The sequence below is a fragment of the Fictibacillus sp. FJAT-27399 genome (assembly GCF_001510655.1).
Classification (GTDB): Bacteria; Bacillota; Bacilli; order Bacillales; family Fictibacillaceae; genus Fictibacillus_C; species Fictibacillus_C marinisediminis.
The window spans coordinates 620,330-640,696 of sequence record NZ_LMVC01000002.1 but is presented as its reverse complement, the minus strand read 5'-3'; the positions used below and the strand labels follow the sequence as shown (position 1 = coordinate 640,696).

The following is a 20,367-nucleotide window of genomic DNA, read 5'->3' as shown; positions in this document are numbered from 1 at the left end:
TATACGCTAACAAAAGCGCAAATGACAATGTTAAACATAACCTTTTTCTTTTAAACTTACATATTTTAAATCGCCGATAATAATATGGTCCAAAAGCTCAATTCCGAGCATTTTTCCGCATTCTACTAATCTTTTTGTAACGTCGATGTCTTCCCTGCTCGGAGCGGGGTCACCGCTTGGGTGATTGTGGAAACAAATAATGGAAGCCGCAGACCTTCTGAATCCTTCCTTGAAAACTTCCCTAGGATGGACGATCGATGAATTCAGGCTTCCAATGAAAATCGTTTTCTTGTGGATGATTTGATTTTTCGTATTTAAATAGAGACAGACAAAATGCTCCTGCTGAAGGAAGCGCAGTTCATCCATCATGTATTGAGCCCCATCGTCAGGTGAGCGGATCGCAAACCGTTCGTCAAACGGCAATCGGCTGATGCGCCTTCCCAATTCAATGGCCGCGAGAAGCTCAACGGCTTTCGCATCCCCAATTCCGTGAATTTCTTTCAATTCACCAATCGTTGCGTCTTTCAAAAAACGAAGCCCTTCAAAATGCTGAATGATTCGGTTCGCAAGCTGAATGACAGATTCGTTCTTTGATCCTGTTCTCAATAATATAGCCAGGAGTTCATGGTTCGCCAGGGTTTCCGGTCCGCTGTTGAGCATTCGCTCACGCGGCCGTTCTTGTACAGGATAATCTCGAATCATAAGCGGTGTTTCGCCCACTTACGTATTCCTCCTTAAATGTCATCTTCCTGACTGACTGCGCTGATTCCAAAGCTTTCAAGCTCCCTTACTACTCTGGATACTGGCAATCCCACCACGCTGTAAAAATCTCCGGCGATCGACTGGACGAGCCTTGCGCCCAATCCCTGGATCCCATAACTGCCGGCTTTATCAAACGGTTCTCCGCTGTTCACATAATATTCGATCTCTGCTTCTGTTAGCTCCCAAAACGTTACGTCTGTAGAAACTGAAAACAAACGTTCTACGCCTTCGGACAGAATGCAGACACCTGTATACACGGTATGAGTCCGGCCTGAGAGCGAACGGAGAGCAGCGACGGCTTCTTCCCTTCCAGCCGGTTTTCCCAATACGGTACCATTGTTCACAACAATCGTATCTGCACCAAGCACCACATGTTCCGAGTGCAGCCCAAATACATCTTCCGCTTTTTGCCTGGCAAGCGAACAAACAAGCTCTTCAGGTGACAATGAGGGATCCATGACCTCTTGAATTGTACTTGGAATAACTTCGTACGAGAGAAGGTTCATTGAAAGAAGTTCTTTTCTTCGAGGTGAAGAAGAGGCTAGTATGAGGCGTTTCATATAATCACCCTTTTAATTAGCGGTTCACTAAAACTGTCTAACTTCAAGAGAGATTGAATTAAGCATATCAAAATCTCCAAAGTTAGACAATAAGTAATCCGTTTATCATGATTGTTCTATTAATTTTTCGCCAAACCTTGTCTGTTTATGTCTTGATTTAACATTTTATTTTAAAATTTGTCGGATTTCTTTTATATGGAAAACATAAATGAAGCAAGGCAGGTTCACCCCGCTTTGCTTCATTATAGGCTATTTTAAGGTTTCAAGGAGCTTTGTATAGGACACAAAGCTGTCGAGCACAGATTGCTGCAGCGGCCAGTCAGCCTCGTCAGACCGGTTTGCCGTCAGCTTGGTTAACGCCCGGGAAATATCCTCCTCATAGTTTTTAACAGCCTTTTCCTGTTTGGCTGGCCATTGTTCATGCTGCTTATCACCGTATGCTTTCCATCCTTCATAATCTTTCATGATCGAATCCTTCGCTTTCTTGCTGAGCGACGGCACCTGGGAAAGGGTAATCACATTCTGCAGGAGAATCTTGCCGTTCACGATAAATGGTTCATCCATCTTGTGCGGAATTTTCAAGTTCGTATAGGAAGCATCGAGCTGTTTTGGCCACACTTCCATTCCTTTAAGCTTATAAACATCCGCCAGTGATTGGGCTTCTTCTTTTTTATTGCCTAGCCCGATGAGGACAGAATAGTTTGCCCCTTGTTTGTAAACAGCCGCTGCATATCCTTGATCTTTAATGCTCTCGCTTATTTCCTTCGCTTTTTTCTCTGTGGAAAAGAGTCCATTCTGAGCGGCATGAAAGTCCATGGAGATATTTGAAATTGTTGCCGGAGCCTGTGCTCTGGAGCTCGCATTGCCAGGTTGGGCAGCCACTGTCTGGCTCTGGGTCGATGCCGTTTCACCGGTAAAAAGCATAAGGATAATGGCTCCAAACGTGCAGCCTGTTACAATCGCAGCAAGGACTGCAGTCATAAATTTTTTTGAGAACAGACTGGTGTTCCTTTTATGATCCATGAGTATCATTCTGCGTTTGGACCACTTTTTCCGTAAGGTCGACGGGCGAAGAACGGGGGAAATTACTTTTTTGAAATCAAGCACTTTGCCGGCGCCTTCCGAATCAATAATCTCCCACCCTGCTGCTTCTTCTGTATAAACAGCCGCCGCGATTTCCTTCGTCGAAGTCTCCTGCTCTTTCTGCACTTCTTTATAGGCAGTGGCTTTGCCGTTGATCAATACCGTGATCGGCTTTTGGTCCTTCATAACATCCGCTCCTTTGTTCTATCATCTAGTAAACATGGTATGCAGATCACCCATTTCATAGAACTAAAAGAATGTTATTTACTAGAATAGAAAAGAAAAAGACAAAACACTCCAAAGAGCGCTTTGTCCTTATTTTTTCTTTTCATTTGGAAGCTCAGCATTTGTGAGCGGATCCTTTTTTTCTACTGGCTGATCAAACTTCAATTTCGGCAGATCTTTCATATATTGCGTCAGCTCCGGCAAATAGTAGGCGCTGATTAAAATTTTAAAAGATAGTCCTTCAGGCTGATCCTCTGCCATTAAAGGCGTATCTTCTGTCGATGGAAGTTCTTCCTCCGGACCAGTAAAAGCGACTCCCTCAATAATCGAGATCCGCTTCAGTTTTTCAACCTCTTTTACAAACCGGGCTAGCCCATTATAGTCCTTTGAAGTAACAGTAAGCTCCACACTGGTTTTTTTTACGCCTTCAGGAAGAGGCGCTCCAGCAAGAGGAACAGCTGCTGTTTCTTTATCGGAACCCGTCTTTGGATCTTCCGTTTTTTCAGTTTGTGAAGCTGTTGTTGAATTCGTTTCTGAAGTGTTAGATGAGTTCTGGGAAGAAGAACCAGTACTAGCTGACTGGGAAGTTTGCTGTCCCAGAGGAGGAGCCGCCGATCCATCCTCTCCTTTAAATTCCATTCCTTCAATAATACTGTCAGAAAGGACCTCCGCTTTTTCCAGCTGAAGCATGAATTGGTCAACGAGAGGTTTGACCGGCACCTCTTGCTGAAGAGCATACGTATTTTCAATCATGGATGGAGCTGAAGCTTCATGGACGACTGGCATCTCGTTCTGCTTCTTCAGCAGCTTGGTCTCCGTTTCATTATGGTTGGCTTCTTCATGCAAAGGAGTAATAACCCCAACATAAAACAAGGCGCCAGCAAACAGGACGATAACAGCTGAAAACGGAAGAATGTATTTTTTTAGTGATTCGGTCATTGTTTTCCGCCATCCTTTAAGTCTTTAAATGCCGCTTCGTTTAACGTCAGCTTATAGGTCGCCAAGTATCTTGGAAGTATATTTTTTTCACCTTTAAGATCATCAGTTTCCAATTTTTTCGATTCCACTTTTTCAAGCTCCGCATCCGTAAAATTCGGTGATGTTGACAGCTCATGCAAGTACTGTGCAGAATCAGGCAATGTATCAAACTGAACAGCTATGGAAATATCTTTACCGCCATCATATTTGTACGTTATAAAATAGCCGCGCTCCGGCAGGAAAGAGACAAGATGCTGAAGCAGTTCAGCTGCAGGTATGTCCATACCTTTAATATAGTCGATCTTTTCCTGAAGCGGCGCGCTCGCTACGGCAGGATTTGTGCTTTTCGCATTCTGCTTTTGAATATCAGCCATTTGCTTTTCTTGTTTAAGGTCATTCCTCGTCTGATTAACCTCTTGCTTTGCAAGAAAATAATCCACCCCAAGCCAGATGCTTCCCAAAAGCAGAAGGGCTAGGACACCAATAGACAGCAGCTTGGACGAAAAGTCGGTCCGCTCTTTTCGCGGCAGCAGATTGATATCAACTAACATGCTGCACCTCTTTCAAACCAAGGCCAAGCACGACATCAAACCTGGATGGAAGATCTGCTGAAATTCTCTGGTTGGATTCAGAAGAAATAATTACAATTGGAACGGAAAACCGGGCAGAAAGCTTCTCTTTCACATAAACCAGTTCTGGGTGTTCACCGGTCAGCAGAATTTTCGTCACACTTTCTTGTCCCGAGCTTAAATTGTTTCGATAGTGTCCGGCAATCCGGTCAATTTCCAGCATCATATCATCAATTTCACCATGCAAATATCCAGGTTCTCCGTCCCAAAAGGCCGCTTGGCTGTTATGTGCATGGTTAAATGTAACTTTTGACAGATCCACATCCATTTTCAAATGATTGAAGAAGTATGGTTTATGCTGATGAAAGATACTAAGCTGAATCGACTGGATATCAAACTGAAGGCAAAGGACGTGTTCCTCTTGATCCGCCAAACTGCGATGAAAAATATAACGGTATAGCGCCAAGAAGGAAGCATCCGCAACAACGGGCTTCAATTTCGCCTGTTCAAGCATCGAGGTGTAATCCAACACAATTTCTTCTGCCGCCGCAAACAGCAATATTTCAAGAGAAGACTCCGATCGTTTAAGGATCACATAATCAAATACAGGGTTATCAAACGGCACATGGATGGAGGAACCCAATTCCAAATAAAGGTATCCCTTGAGCTCCTCCTCTTTCAATTCAGCGGGCAGGTTTTGTTTGCGCATCACGAGTTTTGCATCGGGCACATTAAATTGCACTTCTCTTCCTTTAATCCCCCAGTCACTAACACACTCGTCCAAAATAAGAGACAGTGTTTCATGATCCTGAATTTTACCATCTTTAATAAGCCCTTCAGGCAGATACTTTTCCCCAAATTGACGAATATCGAGCGTTTCCGGCTGCTTAAATTCCACGAAACGAATGACATGATCCTGTATGAATAAGTTTGCTTTCCTGCGGTTAAATGAAGCCAATCCCCATGCCATTTCTCTACACCTCTGTCTATGTTCCATTCAGTTCATTAATTGAAAGTACCAGTTGATGATCTCGTGATAAAAAAAGTAGGATACGAGAGTGCCAAGTACAATATAGGGGCCAAATGGAATCGGCTGCCCTCTTTTCACAAGCTTTAACGCCAAACCCGCAACCCCGAGCACTGATCCAAACAGCGTGGCCAGCATAAACGCTAGCAACGTTGCCTTCCAGCCAAGGACGATGCCAAGAACTCCCATCAGCTTGATGTCTCCGCCGCCCATTCCTCCTTTTGATACAACAGCAATGAGGAACAGCAGCCCGAAGCCGAGAGCAAAGCCAGCAACAGGATCCCACCAAGGATCAAGCGGAATAAAAACGCGCAAAACAATAAAAACGGGAGTAAAGAATAATATCACCTTATCTGGAATGATCATGTATTTGATATCTGAAACCGTGATAATAACAAGGAGCGAGATCAGACACCAGGAAATCAGCAGTTCCTTTGACCATCCCACCAATAATGGCGAAATCGTAAAAAGAATTGCGGTGGATAATTCGATTACTGGGTAGAGAGCTGATATTTTCGTTTGGCAGCCTCGGCATTTTCCCTTTTGGAAAACCCATGAAAAAACTGGGATGAGTTCGTACCAGTTAAGGTTACGGTCGCAGGTTGTGCAGTGGGAGCCTGGATGTACGATCGATTCGTTGTTTGGGATGCGCAGGCCGACTACGTTGAAGAAGGAGCCTAAGTTAAATGCAATAATCAATATGATTACTAAATAAATTACAATCATTTAAGACCTCGTAGTTTAATTAAAGGGGCTGTCCTGAAAGTCGAAAATTGACCTTCAGCAGCTCCTTTTTGGCTTGAAAATCTTCAATGAAAAGTTGATTGAAGTGGAAGGTGCGAGACTCCTGCGGGACTAGCGTGACAGGTGAGACTCCCGCAGGCGCTAGCGCCAAGAGGCTCACCGCACGCCCCGCGGAAAGCGAGCACCCTGGAACGGAAATCAACAGCTTACAGACTTCTTGGACAGCCCCTTTAATTAATTATTTTAATGCAACAATTCCTCTTCCGTCAGCATCTAATTCATCCTGTGTCTTATTATCAATATAAGCCGTTCCAGAAGCAGGACTTAAAGTAACTTTAAATTCAAAAGCACTTGTTTCAGTAGTTGTAGTTCCTGTGGTTTTAGCTTTATTAGTAACTATAACTTTACTTTTTGCTGTATCATAATCCCCTTTTTTCCCTGGAGATTTTGGCACAGTTTCTAAATATCCACCGTCCACTAATTCTTGTAAAGTATAAGTTTTTGGTCCAGCATCTTCTGTAACTGCCATTCTTGCCGCACTAATCATCTGTTTCGCATTTGCAAGGTGTGCATCTTTCTTGGAATTATCTAATAACCCACCAATACTAACAACAGCAATCGCCGCAATAATCCCCAAAATAACTACGACAACCAAAAGCTCGATCAGCGTTAAACCTTTTTCATTCTTTAAATACTTTTGCATTAACTTACGCATCCGTATTCCTCCTTTTTTCTTATATATCGGTTTGCTCCAGGAAATTTTTATAACTTTCCGACTACTTTCCGACGGAATCATAGATTTTAAACATAGGCACAATGATGGATATAACTATTGTCCCGACCACTGAGGCGAGAAAGATGATCATAAGCGGTTCAATTAAGGATTTGAGCCGATCGGTCGCGGTTTCAACCTCTTTTTCATAGAAATCAGCTACTTTTCCAAGCATCGCATCGAGCGATCCTGTTTCCTCACCGATCGCGATCATCTGTGTAACAAGCGGTGGAAAGATCCAGTGTTCTTTCATCGGTTCAGCTAAACGCTGCCCTCTCTCAAGTGCGCCTCTTGATTGTCTCAGTACTCGGGCAACCACCTCGTTTTCTACTACCTTTTCCACTATTGATAGAGCCTGCAGCACAGGCACGGAACTGGAGAACAGTGAACTTAAGGTACGAGCCATCCGTGCCAATGAGGACTTTTGTAACATTTTACCGAATAATGGTAATTTCAATATAGCATAATCTAGGTAATATTTACCATATGGTTTTTTTCTGATGAGATAGATTGATAGAGAAAATAGAAAAACAAGCACCAAGATAATCCACCAATATCCCTGAACAAAATGACTGGCTGAGAGAACGAACTTTGTAATACCCGGAAGCTCTCCTCCAGCCTCTTCAAGCATGGAAGCAAACGTCGGCACAACCTTTGCCAGCAAGAATATAACTACCCCAACGGCGACGACTCCGACGATGGCCGGATACGTCATCGCTGAAATGATCTTCTGCCTCGTGTAGTGCTGCTTCTCAAAAAAATCAGCAAGTCTGGATAACGTTTCCTCCAAACTGCCCCCAAGTTCTCCAGCTGCAATCATATTGATGACGATGGAAGGAAAGATGGAAGGGTGTTTCCCCATCGCTGCCGAGAGTGGATTCCCCTGTCTCAGCTCTTCTTCCAAATCAATCAGTACCTTTTTCAATGCCTTGCTTTCGGTCTGGCCGGCAAGGATTGAAGTTGAGTCAACCACTGAGACACCGGCTTTCAGCAAGGTGGAAAACTGCCGAAGAAAAATAACAAACTGCTGGGACTTTACCCGCGGCCCGATGGAAATCTCCTTGTTCAGGAGAGTCTGCTTTGCTTCATTCAGCTCCATGACCGCGATGCCTTTCTTACGGAGCTTGAGCACCACTTCCCGTTTAGAAATTCCGATAATGGTCCCGGTTTTCTTTTTGCCGGTCCTGTCCCTGCCGGTATATTGAAATTGCGGCATGCTAGTAACTCCTCTCCTGAAGGTAAGGCTCAGCCGACTCTTTTAATATTTCCTGCCGTTCCAACGCTTCCTTCAGCGACATCTCAAAGGTATGCATGCCCGATGCCTTGCTCGTCTGCATGACATTATGGATCTGGTGAATTTTCTCATTGCGGATCAAGTTGGCAACTGCAGAGTTGTTTAAAAGAATTTCTGTTACGGCTTTTCTTCCATTCTTATCAGGAGTTGGGAACAAACGCTGTGAAAGAATACCGACAAGCACGGAAGCCAGCTGAATGCGGATCTGTCCCTGCTGATTCGGCGGAAACACGTCTATGATCCGGTCGATCGTGGACGGTGCACTGCTTGTATGAAGCGTTCCTAACACCAAATGTCCCGTTTCCGCAGCTGTTATGGCTGTTGAGATCGTCTCCAAATCTCTCATTTCCCCCAGCAGAATGACATCAGGATCCTGTCTGAGCGATGAACGAAGCCCGTTAGCAAAGTTAGCCGTATCAAACCCGACTTCACGCTGGTCGATGATGCACGTATTGTGCCGGTGCAAGTACTCAATCGGGTCTTCAAGTGTGATGATATGGCGTCGCATTGTGCGGTTCATATAATCAATGATAGAAGCTTGAGTGGTTGATTTCCCGCTTCCCGTCGGCCCTGTTACCAGGATCAGCCCTTGCGGCTTTGCTGCCATCTTTTTTAACGTATCCGGAAGGGCAAGATCCTCCAGAGTCGGGATGCTTGTAGGAATAACCCGGATTGCCAGACTTACACACGACCGCTGATGGTATGTATTGATCCTGAAACGGGATACTCCTTTTATGCCGTAGGAAAAATCAAGTTCTCCCTTTTCTTTGAATGTTTCATAGCTTTCAGAAGGAATAATCGACCGGGCAATCCCGTACGTGTCTTCCGGCAGCAGCGGCTCGGTTCCGTATTTTTTTAAATCACCATTGATTCGGAAAACCGGCGGCATGCCAACGGTTAAGTGAACATCCGATGCTCTCAGCTGAAAAGCTGCCCTCAGCCATAATTCCAATTTTTCTTTCATCATTTACACCTACTCACTCGTGGCTACCCGCAGGATCTCTTCAGTAGTTGTTAGTCCTTTTTTCACTTTAAGCAGCCCGTCATCGATCAAAAAGATAGTGCCGCTCTTTAAGGCATATTCACGGACTTCAAGCATCGGACGGTTATTCATGATAAGCTGCCGGATATGCTCGTCCACGACTAAGATCTCGTGAATAGCAAGGCGCCCTTTGTAGCCTGTCATGTTGCATGTTCCGCATCCTTTGCCGCGAGTTACAACCTCGATTTTCATGCCCCTCTTGGAAAAGATTTCTTTTTCACGTTCTGTCGCTTTATATTGCTTCTGGCAGTCCCGGCAGACTCTGCGGACGAGGCGCTGTGCGACGATTCCGGAAAGAGAAGCGGCCACGAGGAACGGCTCAACGCCCATATCCGTTAATCGGGCAATAGTGCCGATCGAATCGTTCGTATGAATCGTACTTAATACAAGGTGTCCTGTTAAGGAAGCCCGCACGGCGATTTCTGCTGTTTCCGTATCCCGGATCTCACCGACCATGACAACATCGGGATCCTGCCTCAGAATCGCTCTCAGACCGTTGGCAAATGTCAGTCCGACATTGCTGTTTACTTGAATCTGGTTGATGCCCTCGAGCTGGTATTCTACCGGGTCTTCAACCGTAACAATGTTAGACTCTTCATCGTTCAGACGATTAAGCGCGGCATACAGCGTGGATGACTTTCCGGAACCCGTCGGACCTGTGATCAATACGATGCCGTTTGGCTGCTCGATCAGCTGCGTAAACCTTTGATAGTTCAGCTTGTTGAAGCCGAGGTTATCCAAATTGTTCAGAGAGCTTCCCAGATCCAGGATACGAAGAACGATTTTTTCTCCATATATGGTCGGAAGCGTGGAGACACGCAGATCTACCGGATGCATATCCGCGTTCATTTTTATCCTGCCGTCCTGAGGCAGCCGGCTTTCGGTAATGTTCAAGTTAGCCATGATTTTAATTCTGGCAGTCAGCATGTTCTGCATGTGTTTCGGCAGATTCCGGTCTGTTTTCAGCATACCGTCGATCCTGTAGCGCACAGCTAATTTCGTTTCCTGCGGATCAAAATGGATGTCTGACGCCTTTTGAAGCACCGCCTGCAGGATGATCTGGTTAACGAGCTTTACGATCGGCGAATCTTCTTCCATGATGCGGCTCTCATCGCTCAAAACTGAACCTTGCGGAAGCAGGTCCATTAGCTCGCTCATCGATTCATCCATGTTATAAAACTTGTTATGCGCCTTTAAGATATCGTCTTTCGTTGCAATGGCACGCTCAATCTGAAATCCCGTCGACAGACGCAGGTCATCGATCGCTGTAAAATCCATCGGATCAGCCATCGCGACGAGCAGTTTGTCTCCTTCTTTTTTTAGAGGAATGAGCTGGTACCTCTTGGCCACGTCGCCTGGCACAATCGATACGATCGGTTCCTCGATGGGGTAGCGGAAAAGGCTGATATGCGGTATGCCGAGCTGAAATTCAAGCACTTCGATCAGCTGCTGCTCTGTGATGTAACCTCTCTCGATAAGCGCATCGCCGAGCTTTTGTGATTTTATTTTCTCCTTTAACGTCTGCATCAACTGCTCTTCCGAAAGGAGTCCGGCTTCAACCAAAATGTCACCAAGTCTTTTTCGCTGGCTTATCATTCCGCTCACTCCTGTTTATCTCCTTTATCCGACTGAACGTTATTCTGGCCAGCCGCAGACTGTGTGTTTGAATCATTCAATCTTTTTCTCCCGATATCACCTGAGGGTATTTCGGGTAACGGCGGATACGTTACGGTTCCGGAAGTTCCTGGAACAGCAGGTGTTGAAGGCCCCGGGTCCGTTGATGATCCGGGATCTGTTGATGTTCCGGGATCTGTTGAACTGCCATGATCCGTCGTTCCCGGATCGGCAGGAGATGTACCGTCAGTTGCCGTTTCTATCGGAAACCCACGTTTTTCCATCCGAGGAACCGGAGGATAGAAGTCCTCTGAAAGCTTTGTTTTTTCAACGACTTTGCCTGCCCCATCATAAGATACTCTGAAAACCGCAGCCAAAATCCCCTTCTCTCCCGCCTGTAAAAGCTCGATAGCGCCAGGGTCCATATCTTTGTTATATTGAACGATTGTCCTTGGATCATATACTGTTTTCTTAACCGCTGTTTTATATGTAAACGGAAATGGAGCTCCGACAAGAGAGACTTTAACCGTTTTCTTTTTATAGCTCATGCCAAGGATATAAGAACCCGGATTCGGATTTTGGAATACGAGATCCTGCTCATCCGGATCAACTGCTGCTTCAAAGCCCAGTTTAATAAAACCAGGAAGCTCCCTAGAAGTATTCCTTTCAATCATTCCAAAATTGGACTTAGCTACCACCGAATAAATTGAGCTTGCAAGAAGAGCCAGATCATCAGAATCTTTCGGCTGAAGGCCCTTTTTCTCCATGACTTCACGCAAAGAAAAGATAGCACCCGGTTCAATTTGATAGCCGTTAAGTGCTTTGACCCAGTCCTCCAATAAAAAATATTCATATTCCAATGGCACTTTAGCTGTGCTTACTTTAACTGGTTCAAGATTTTGTTCAGCATAAAAGTCTCCAAGTTTAAGTACGGTCTGGCCGGAAGCAAGGATGGATGCCGTCTCTCTTATTTGGTGGAGAAGCAAATCCATATTCAATGATTTTTCCAGACCTTTATCTTTAAACTTTTTTAAAGAGGCTGTCACTTTTTCCTGCTTTACATCAACGAGAAGAGGATTGTCACCTTCTTTCGCCTGGTTCAGGCTTTCGGAGATCCGAAAAGCCACGGCTCCAGCAGGGAGAATAACTTGTTTTTCGTTATAAGCCAAAAGGATGCTTGAACTCTTTTTCCAATCAGCAACCTTCTGATCAAGTAACCCTAGTGCATCTGCGTTTGTTTTATTTTCTAAAGAAACCGGCCCTACTTGGACCCCCTTATTTTTTATTTCTTCTCCGAATGATTTATTGTATAATTTTGAGCCGTAGAGAGAAACGCCAAAAATAAAAAAGGAGGAAAGGAAAAGAATACCAAAAATCATTAGGAACCGTGTGTTCTTAAATTCTGGTTGCGCCAAATTCCCTCCCCCTTTTTTAGTCAGCCACGTTCATGGATAGCTCAACCATGACAGAAGGGCCTTCCTCACGAGCTTTTACAATATCTTCTCTGCTGAGCAGTGTTCCGCTTGGGATAATTAAATTACCTGTTTTTGAATAAATGTCTTTGGAAGCACGCTTACCATTTAACAGTTCTAACTGTTTTTCTTTTAGCGGATCTTCGTTCGCGAATCGATCGAGTGTCAATTCTTCTAAAGTCTGTTCAGGCTCGATTAGCTGTTCTGGTTCATTTAAAAAATGCAACTGGCTTTCTTCCTTCACCACGATTAAATCACGTCCAAAGGTCACCACAAATTCCGATTTCAAGACTGCCTCTTTATCATTCATACCGATCGTCAGACCAAGGATCGATCCGTTATCTTCGTTAATATAAAATTCACCGACTTCACCAAGCAGCTGCCCTTTGCGGTCAATGACTCTAGCTCCCGAAATACTGATTTTTTTCTGTACGAGTTCGTTGGCAATCGGTATCTCTGTTAAATCGAAAATAGAATTGCGGTCTTCGATGGTTACAGCAAATTCACCGACACCCACGATTTTTTTAAACGGAACCGCCCTTACACTGATCTGCCAGTCCTCATGTTCTACAGTTAAAAAGTCAACGCTCCCCTGCTGTGCGTTGATCACCAGGGACTTCACTGTTCCGATTTCTGCTCCTTCATTGATGCTGATAATCGGCAAGCCGACAAATTGGTTGCTCTTCTTCACACTCATCACTCAATTCTATCTAAAATGGTAATATTATCATTAAACACCAAATTATTGTACTATATCTTCAAGAATTAGGTAAGTAGTAAAATAGTACTCTATTTCATTTTTTATCACACCATATTCCGAATAGCGTTCTTTCAACTCTGATAACAATGATGCAAGCTTGAGATTTTCCTTTTCCTGAATATAAAAATCCCTCAGTAAACCGGAAAAGATATAATAATCTTTAGGTGAAAGCTGCTGCTGCAAAACCGTTTTCAGCACGCTTTCGAATTCTGCTCTCTCGCCATGTTCCCTCACCCAGCTCACCTGTTCGATCATAAATTCAAGAATGTCTGGTGACAGATCTGCCTTTTTTTCTTCCATAACATCTGGCAATACGGCCTCTGCCTCATTCTCCTCAGAATCCTCTGAATCTTGTTCAGTCAACACATCAAGTTGGATCAAGTCTTCCAAATCTTCAAGCTTATCTTCAAGCTCACTTGCAGCTTGAACTTCAGTCTCTTCCAAATCCTCTGGCTGAGCGATGTCTGTTGTTTTTTCCTCAGCAGATGCCTGGTCTTCAATTTCTGATACCTGTACTTCAGACAACTCTCCTAGCTCTTCCAATTCTCCCAGCAGCTGCTCGCGTCCGTGAGCAATCTCAGCAGAATGTTCCTCAGGCTGCGTCTCTTCCTCCATAACCGGCTCTGTCTTTCGTCCTTTTACGAGGAAATCAAATTCATCCGTATTTTCTGCTTCTTCCAGAATGGTTTCAGGTTCAACAGGAACAGCTATTTCCTCACGTTCCGGAATTTCCACGTTCTCAAGTTGGTTCGGCAAGTCCTGAAATACTTCAAGCTCTTGTTCAACTTCACTCTCCACTGGTAATGGAGACTGTTGTTGAGCAGTGTCCACATGGTGAACCACTTGAATACTGCGGCTCTCGGGCCCTAGTAAACTATCGTTTTGTGTTAATCCGGCCGGCTCCGCTGTTAACGGAATTGCTTCCCATCCAGCCTGATAGGCAGGGATGGCTCCCAGTTTTTTCTCCGTGATGTAGGCGGCAATAAATGAGAGTCCCGCCATGAGAACTGCTGTAAGCCAAAACGGCAGGTAACCTGCAGCAACCAATCCAATGAACGAGAGTACGATTGCGGTCCCAGCCAGCAACAATTTATTTTTCTTCGGTATGAAGCCCGGTCCAAAATAAAGCAAGGCTGTAACAAGTATCGCGCCTACTATTGCTATAAAATAATGAGCCAATTGCCTCCATCCCCATCTGTAAAATTCAACCATTTGATAAAATTCTTTCTTTTATTACAAAATATATCAAATTTCTGTAAACAAATTGTATAATAAAAACTATTAATTGGAAAGAACCTTTGCGGGGGGATTTTTTTTGAAGAAGACAGCCGAATCCGGTTTTACATTAGTAGAAGTACTTATTTCCTTTACAATTCTTATCATTCTAACGGCTGCTGTTTCCCGTTTATTCTTGCAGGCCAACGCCTATTCCGAACAAAACAACAAGAAATTGGTGGCAGTCAACCTTGCCAGACAAATTGTTGAGGCCGTCGAAGCGTCTCCGCCTAAGGATGTGACAGCACTTACACCTGCCGTTCAACAAGCGGCTAACATGAACTATGATACTTGTGTTCAAACGAGTCTTTTAACTCAGGATCAATGCTCTGGTTTCTATAAGCACTTGATCAATAACACAAACTATACCGTAAAGCTTTTGATTACAAACGGACAGACGGACGAATGGAATGAAAAACTCGTTCCGTTTACAGCAAGAGTTGACTATAACGACGGCAGGGACCGATTTGTTACTGTTGAGGGCAATTATTTGAATACCAAATGGAAAGGGACTTCAACTCCATGATAAAAAGAATAAAAAATGAAGGCGGTTTAACCCTTGTGGAGCTATTGCTTAGCCTGTCGATCATGCTCATCATATCAGCCGTCGCTTATTTTGTTTTTTTAAACGGCATGAACAGCTACAAAAAAACATATACAGAAACCCTGATTCGTGATGAAGCCGATGTCATCATGACCCAATTTATGAACGCCGTCTACCCAGCTAAAGACGCTTTACTTTCAACCGATAAAAATAATGTCATCATTCTGGACAAAGGGAAACAGACCGAACAAAAATTTGGCTTCGACGGCTCGAACGCTGTCCTTAATTCCACTGCGCTCAACAATTCAGATTTTGATCTCAGCGGTTCGGTGCTTGAGCTGGATACGACGGCTAATACGATAAAGATCAAGATGAAAATAAAAAGCACAAAATCAGATAAAGCGAAGCCATTGGCATTGAACAGTCAGATCAGCCTGCTGGGGGGAGGCGGAAACTAGTGAGGTTCCGTTTAGATGAAAAAGGATCAACATTAACTCTTGTACTATTAATCTCTGCAGTGTTCGCCATAATAGGATTGACGTTAATCAGCACGACGATAAACGGGGAAAAAAAAACGAATACGAGGGAAGCTGAAGTTCAAGCCACCTATCTTGCCGAAAAAGGCATGGATTATACCTCAGCCAAGATTAACAATAAACTCAAAACAGATATAGGAAATGGAATTCTGGTCAGCCAGTTCCCAGCCACCTTCACAAACGTAATTAATTTTGTCAAAGGAAAAGTTATCGGGAAAACCATCAATCCAAGCGGAAATGGAACGTATACAGTAAAAGATATACAGTTTACAGATACGAGCAGCACAACTCCTAACCGGAAAAGTGTCACGATTCAAGTGGAAGCTAACGTCAAGAACCAGACAAAGCTATTGAAACGAACCATATTTTTTGGAACTGGTAATGCTCCTGAGATATTGAAGTATGCATTGGGTTCGTTTTGTTTATCAAAGAATTGTCTTCCAGGAGAAGGAAATATGTACCTTCAAGGAGCTTCTCAAATAAAAGGTGATCTCTATGTAGCGAATAATTTATTTGTAAAAGACAGCGGCCCTACAGTTTACAATTATAATTATCGTTATGGAACTTATACTGTTCCTTACTGGAACGATACGCTTTCACCACAGCTTATTCCTAATGATTCTTCAACAAAATCAAAAATAGCATTAGGAGGTAACCTTTTTACTTTTACAGACGCAGCTCCTTTTTTTAATTTTAACTTTTCAGGATTAAAATATGAGAGTGAGTATAAAAGTATCAGCAACTATTATCAAGCCCATTTAAACACGCCGGATGTTACAAATAGTTTTTACCAGAATGTAACCAATTCCCCCGCTAATTATTTTACCTCTTCCGTTCCGTCGATTGTTAAAAGTAATTTCCGGCCTCCTATTATAGAAATTGCAGGTAAAAGAAACAGTTATAAATATAATTGGAATGATTCAGGTGTTTCCCCCATTCCTTTACCAAACAACAGAATGAATGATTCAAATACTTTATATAAGAGTTTGAAGATTTATCCCTACGATAAAAATGGAACGAACTTTGATTCATTTATACTTGAGGGAAACAACACGATCAATCAGTTTTCTTTTCCAGGCAATACCGAGATCACTGGACAAAGCAATAAAATCTCCAGATTAGAGTTTACAAATGGAGCTTATATTGGAGGGGATTTAGAGATTGGGTCAAAAAGTGCTTCAAATAATCCTAATACTTATCCAACTATTCAAATCAGAGGTCCTATTTTTGTTGACGGTGACTTAACCATTAATAATGTAAATGGACAGTTTGCATCACTCATCTATGTAACCGGAAAAACAACCATTGAGTATTCAACATTAAATGGTTTAAATGGTTTAAATGAATCTTTAAAACCTCCTGGTTCCTTGATTGTTTTCAGCAAAGGAGATATTAATATTCAAAACAACAGTCTATACGATGATAACCCAAGCTACTTAAAAGGATTTTTTTATTCCGAGAGAGATATTGAAATGTATGGGGTAGGATCAAACATTTCTATAGATGGAGGCTTGTCGGCAAGGAAAATCATTTTGAATGCACTGGCTGGAAAGTACGCTAACCAGGGCCAAGAAGCTCTCATAAAATCCAGTGATATTAACTTATCACGGTTAAAAATCAATTACGATCCGGATATCATTGAAACATACGCCAACCTTAAAGAATCCGAACCGATGATTACAGATCTTGATGAGCCTGCAATCGCTGAACCTCATATGAAATAAAAAAAGGGGCTGTCCTGAAAGTCGAAAATTGACCTTCAGCAGCTCCTTTTTGGCTTGAAAATCTTCAATGAAAAGTTGATTGAAGTGGAAGGTGCGAGACTCCTGCGGGACTAGCGTGACAGGTGAGACTCCCGCAGGCGCTAGCGCCAAGAGGCTCACCGCACGCCCCGCGGAAAGCGAGCACCCTGGAACGGAAATCAACAGCTTACAGACTTCTTGGACAGCCCCTTTTTGCTACCCTACATACCTTGCTACCTTGTTCCTGCCCTGCTGTTTGGCGCCGGTGTACATGGCGCGGTCTGCATTGCGCAGGAGAGTGAGCGGATCCTCGCCCTGAAGTGGAGCAGTAGAAATACCGATGCTGGCGGTAATGTAGATTTGATGATGGCGTTTGTCTTTTAGATCATCTTTAATGAGAAACGGATGCAGGGATATAATGCTCCGCAGCTCTTCTGCCACGCGATAGCAAGTCATCTCATTCGTATGAGGAAGCAAGATGACGAATTCTTCCCCCCCATATCTTGCCACTTTACCGTTTTCCCCAATGTATTGTTCAAGACGGCGTGCCAATTGAATTAACACTTCGTTACCGCTTTGATGTCCATAGGTATCGTTAACTTTTTTAAAATGGTCAATGTCCATCAGGATGACTGAAAACTCCCGTTGAAAATAATTAAACTCATCATACATTTGAGAGAGGAGATTCTCAAAATATCGGTAATTAAAGAGTCCCGTCAAAGGGCATTGCTCGCTTTTGAGCTTTGTTGTTTCATAATTTTTTGCATTATCAATAGCTACCGCTAAATAGTTGGCCAGAATTTCCATAATCATCAGATGGTGTTTTTGAAACGTTTTTTTCTTCTGGTTCATAAACGTAATGACACCAACAATCTTCTGGCTTCGAATCATCGGAACGGAAATAATAGATTCTCCGTGCCCGTTAAAATGGCTCTCAGAAGTATCTCTCCATTGTTTTTTTGATGAGTAGAGTATACTCTTCCCAGTTGCCCAAACTTTTCCGCTCACCCCTTCTGTACGGAGGAGTTTAATATTATGTTTGATCATGCCCTCATTTTTCTCGTATTTCCGGATGAGTTTAAAATATTCTCCTGACTCTGCATCAAAGATATAAGCCCCATCGACCAAAATAAACGAAGTCAGCTTATCAATGAACACATCCAGTATGTCATTTACTTGCAGATGCTCAGACAGCTGCTGGCCGATCTCACTGGATTTTTGCAGGAGATCATTGACCTGCTGGCTCGCATGGTACAAGTTGATGATGATGGACAGGCTTAAAAATGGAAAACCCACGTAAAAAATGGCCGGTGTACCAATCTGCGAATAGAGAACATAAAGGAGTACGCCGACAGGAATGACCAGCATCTCAAAAATAATATCGACCCAAAGATCTTTTTCAATAAAACGAACTTTTTGTGCAAACGCATATGTTCTTACCACATATAAAAAGAGATGGTTCAATAAGAAATGTGCCAATATGTATCCGGCAATCGGTATTAAGTAAAATCCTTTGTTAAGGTCGTATGGGCCGGTATGCCCCCCGAGCAGCTCAAATATGATGCCGGATCCAACCGATATCCAGGCAAACATCAATGTATTGGTTAAATACCGATAATGCTCATTCGTACTGAAATACACCTTAAGAGTTAATGAGAATACCGCAATCTGAGTAATGATCAGGGAGAGAAATAATCCATAGTAAAGGAAAATCGCTAGCGAGATGCCGGTAATGAGCGAAATATTGGAGTTTAATACTCTGATCGGGAAAAGTGAAACGACCACGGTGAGTACCGTTAATACCGAAATATCAAAAAAAGAAATGGATGCAGGAAAATCATTCAGGGAGTAGCCTGTCCAAATTGCTGCTGGATAGAATATAACCCATACTATCCACATAACAAGCCGCCTTTTTTTATCCATGTTCCCTCGGTCCCCCTTCATGAGCCAAAAGTTCTATACCCTGCAAACAGCTAGGTAAATACTATTATCTACTTATTGTAACAAAAGTTTGGAAAATTTCAATTACTTACCAATTATTTTCTTTAAAAAATTCTTACACGCCCCAATAAAGTAGAGGGAGCCTGTGATTAGCAGGATATCTTGCTCATTACCTGTTTCAAGAAAATTAATAAGAACGGTCTCAAAATCCTCATCGTATTGCTTTTTTTTCATAGTACTTTTTTCATATAAGGATTGTGCACTGTCCGCTCGATGATGCTCAAACGAAGTAAACATCATGGATGAACTGATCTCCTCCAACGGTTTGAGCATGCTTCCAGTGTCTTTATCCCTTAATGCAGCAAACAGCACATGAATGGCTTTTCCGGGAAAATGGCTTTTTAACGTTTCCGTTAAGGCCAGGATGCCCTCGGGATTGTGGGCTCCATCCAAAATTATTTTTGGGCGGTCGTTTACAACCTCAAATCGGCCAGCCCACTTCGCCTTTTTTATTCCACTGGTGATAGATTCCTCATCGATCACCCACCCTATCTCATATTTCAGGAGATCCATTGCCATTAAAGCTAATCCCGCATTGCTGACTTGGTGCTTTCCTGGCATGGTAATTTCCATAAGTGTTCGGTTTGAATAAGGTGATCTATAGGAAAATATCTCATTCCCTTCTGACGCCTTTATACGCTCCGTGTACATTTCTTTACCCAGTCTGTAGCATTTCGAGTGATTGTCCTTGGCTGTTTTTTCAATTACAGACAGAGCCTCAGTCTGATCAGCACCTGTAATGACAGGAACAGAAGGCTTGATGATCCCCGCTTTATGATGGGCGATCTCTGAAAGGCTTGAGCCAAGAAGATTCATATGGTCGTAGCCAATGCTGGTAATGATAGAAAGCAAAGGCACGATCACGTTCGTTGAATCGGTCCGTCCTCCAAGTCCGGATTCTACTAGGCAAAAATCCGGTGCACGTTGGCTGAAAAAAACATAAGCGGCAACTGTCACCGCCTCAAACTCGGACAGGCTGCCTAATCCTTCGTTTTCCACGTCCCTGACAAGAGGCTTCATCTTCTCTATGATTCTTTCCAATTCCTTATCTGTAATCCATTTACCATCAAGCTGAATATGTTCTCTGACGTTAACTAGAAAAGGAGACGTAAATGTGCCTACAGAATATCCTTGTTCACGGAGAATGGCTTGAATCATCTGGATGGTAGAACCCTTCCCATTCGTTCCTGCCACATGGATGCAGCGCAAGGTTTTCTCCGGATTACCGAGTTTCTGAAGGATTGCCTTCATGCGTTCGAGGCCCATCTTCATCTCTCCTGCATCTGTCAGTTCCAGTTCATGGTTGATGTCTTCATAAGATGTAAACATCCACGCTTCCCCTTTCGTATTGTGATATATTCTTGGGA

General features: G+C 43.3%; 21 protein-coding genes. 3 read left to right on the top strand and 18 right to left on the bottom strand.

Annotated features, from left to right (window positions below):
• Positions 1-30: 30 nt before the first annotated feature.
• The 15 genes from radC to AR335_RS08175 all read right to left on the bottom strand — a co-directional run bounded on the left by radC (position 31) and on the right by AR335_RS08175 (position 14,081).
• Positions 31-702, bottom strand: coding sequence for a RadC family protein (gene radC, locus AR335_RS08240; RefSeq protein ID WP_053358515.1), 672 nt, complete (start codon positions 700-702; stop codon positions 31-33).
• Between the two features lie 32 nt (positions 703-734).
• Positions 735-1,322 (bottom strand): Maf family protein, encoded by a 588-nt coding sequence (locus AR335_RS08235; RefSeq protein WP_062234134.1) that lies wholly within the window; start codon positions 1,320-1,322, stop codon positions 735-737.
• Between the two features lie 249 nt (positions 1,323-1,571).
• On the bottom strand, positions 1,572-2,591 hold the full coding sequence (locus tag AR335_RS08230) for an SPOR domain-containing protein (RefSeq protein WP_062234131.1): 1,020 nt from the start codon (positions 2,589-2,591) through the stop codon (positions 1,572-1,574).
• 129 nt (positions 2,592-2,720) lie between these two features.
• On the bottom strand, positions 2,721-3,569 hold the full coding sequence (locus tag AR335_RS08225) for a hypothetical protein (RefSeq protein ID WP_062234129.1): 849 nt from the start codon (positions 3,567-3,569) through the stop codon (positions 2,721-2,723).
• Positions 3,566-4,159, bottom strand: coding sequence for a PilN domain-containing protein (locus tag AR335_RS08220; protein ID WP_062234126.1), 594 nt, complete (start codon positions 4,157-4,159; stop codon positions 3,566-3,568). The genes AR335_RS08225 and AR335_RS08220 overlap by 4 nt, the downstream gene beginning before the upstream one ends.
• Positions 4,149-5,147 (bottom strand): type IV pilus biogenesis protein PilM, encoded by a 999-nt coding sequence (gene pilM, locus AR335_RS08215; protein WP_062234123.1) that lies wholly within the window; start codon positions 5,145-5,147, stop codon positions 4,149-4,151. The genes AR335_RS08220 and pilM overlap by 11 nt, the downstream gene beginning before the upstream one ends.
• Before the next feature lie 27 nt (positions 5,148-5,174).
• The gene (locus AR335_RS08210) at positions 5,175-5,930 is read right to left on the bottom strand and encodes a prepilin peptidase (protein WP_062234120.1); all 756 of its coding nucleotides are present in this window, start codon (positions 5,928-5,930) and stop codon (positions 5,175-5,177) included.
• Positions 5,931-5,949: 19 nt separating this feature from the next.
• Complete coding sequence (locus tag AR335_RS23820; protein ID WP_156418899.1) at positions 5,950-6,150, bottom strand: hypothetical protein; 201 nt, start codon at positions 6,148-6,150, stop codon at positions 5,950-5,952.
• Positions 6,151-6,186: 36 nt separating this feature from the next.
• The gene (locus AR335_RS08205; protein ID WP_062234115.1) at positions 6,187-6,663 is read right to left on the bottom strand and encodes a competence type IV pilus major pilin ComGC; all 477 of its coding nucleotides are present in this window, start codon (positions 6,661-6,663) and stop codon (positions 6,187-6,189) included.
• Positions 6,664-6,724: 61 nt separating this feature from the next.
• Positions 6,725-7,936, bottom strand: a complete 1,212-nt coding sequence (locus tag AR335_RS08200; RefSeq protein ID WP_062234112.1) for a type II secretion system F family protein — start codon at positions 7,934-7,936, stop codon at positions 6,725-6,727.
• 1 nt (position 7,937) lies between these two features.
• Complete coding sequence (locus tag AR335_RS08195; protein WP_062234109.1) at positions 7,938-8,978, bottom strand: type IV pilus twitching motility protein PilT; 1,041 nt, start codon at positions 8,976-8,978, stop codon at positions 7,938-7,940.
• 9 nt (positions 8,979-8,987) lie between these two features.
• A complete protein-coding gene (locus AR335_RS08190) occupies positions 8,988-10,652 on the bottom strand; it encodes a GspE/PulE family protein (RefSeq protein WP_062236965.1) in 1,665 nt (554 codons plus the stop codon).
• A 5-nt stretch (positions 10,653-10,657) separates the two neighbouring features.
• Positions 10,658-12,085 (bottom strand): G5 domain-containing protein, encoded by a 1,428-nt coding sequence (locus AR335_RS08185; RefSeq protein WP_062234106.1) that lies wholly within the window; start codon positions 12,083-12,085, stop codon positions 10,658-10,660.
• 16 nt (positions 12,086-12,101) lie between these two features.
• Positions 12,102-12,833 carry a PRC-barrel domain-containing protein gene (locus AR335_RS08180; RefSeq protein ID WP_062236962.1) on the bottom strand — a complete coding sequence of 244 codons (732 nt, stop codon included), beginning with the start codon at positions 12,831-12,833 and terminating at the stop codon, positions 12,102-12,104.
• Positions 12,834-12,884: 51 nt separating this feature from the next.
• Positions 12,885-14,081, bottom strand: coding sequence for a hypothetical protein (locus tag AR335_RS08175; RefSeq protein WP_062234103.1), 1,197 nt, complete (start codon positions 14,079-14,081; stop codon positions 12,885-12,887).
• 136 nt (positions 14,082-14,217) lie between these two features.
• Here AR335_RS08175 and AR335_RS08170 point away from each other — a divergent pair, with 136 nt between their 5' ends.
• The 3 genes from AR335_RS08170 to AR335_RS08160 are packed head-to-tail and all read left to right on the top strand — an operon-like array spanning position 14,218 to position 16,981.
• Positions 14,218-14,703, top strand: a complete 486-nt coding sequence (locus AR335_RS08170; RefSeq protein WP_062234100.1) for a type IV pilus modification PilV family protein — start codon at positions 14,218-14,220, stop codon at positions 14,701-14,703.
• Positions 14,700-15,179: a prepilin-type N-terminal cleavage/methylation domain-containing protein gene (locus AR335_RS08165; protein WP_062234097.1), complete on the top strand. Its 480-nt coding sequence runs from the start codon at positions 14,700-14,702 to the stop codon at positions 15,177-15,179. The genes AR335_RS08170 and AR335_RS08165 overlap by 4 nt, the downstream gene beginning before the upstream one ends.
• Complete coding sequence (locus tag AR335_RS08160; RefSeq protein ID WP_062234094.1) at positions 15,179-16,981, top strand: hypothetical protein; 1,803 nt, start codon at positions 15,179-15,181, stop codon at positions 16,979-16,981. Before AR335_RS08165 ends, AR335_RS08160 begins: the two co-directional genes overlap by 1 nt.
• Here the strand turns inward: AR335_RS08160 and AR335_RS23815 are convergent.
• From AR335_RS23815 to AR335_RS08150, 3 genes are all read right to left on the bottom strand, one after another.
• Positions 16,868-17,182 carry a hypothetical protein gene (locus tag AR335_RS23815; RefSeq protein WP_156418898.1) on the bottom strand — a complete coding sequence of 105 codons (315 nt, stop codon included), beginning with the start codon at positions 17,180-17,182 and terminating at the stop codon, positions 16,868-16,870. The genes AR335_RS08160 and AR335_RS23815 overlap by 114 nt on opposite strands.
• A gap of 33 nt (positions 17,183-17,215) precedes the next feature.
• A complete protein-coding gene (locus AR335_RS08155; protein WP_199805068.1) occupies positions 17,216-18,898 on the bottom strand; it encodes a sensor domain-containing diguanylate cyclase in 1,683 nt (560 codons plus the stop codon).
• Between the two features lie 126 nt (positions 18,899-19,024).
• The gene (locus tag AR335_RS08150; RefSeq protein WP_062234088.1) at positions 19,025-20,329 is read right to left on the bottom strand and encodes a bifunctional folylpolyglutamate synthase/dihydrofolate synthase; all 1,305 of its coding nucleotides are present in this window, start codon (positions 20,327-20,329) and stop codon (positions 19,025-19,027) included.
• Positions 20,330-20,367: the final 38 nt, after the last annotated feature.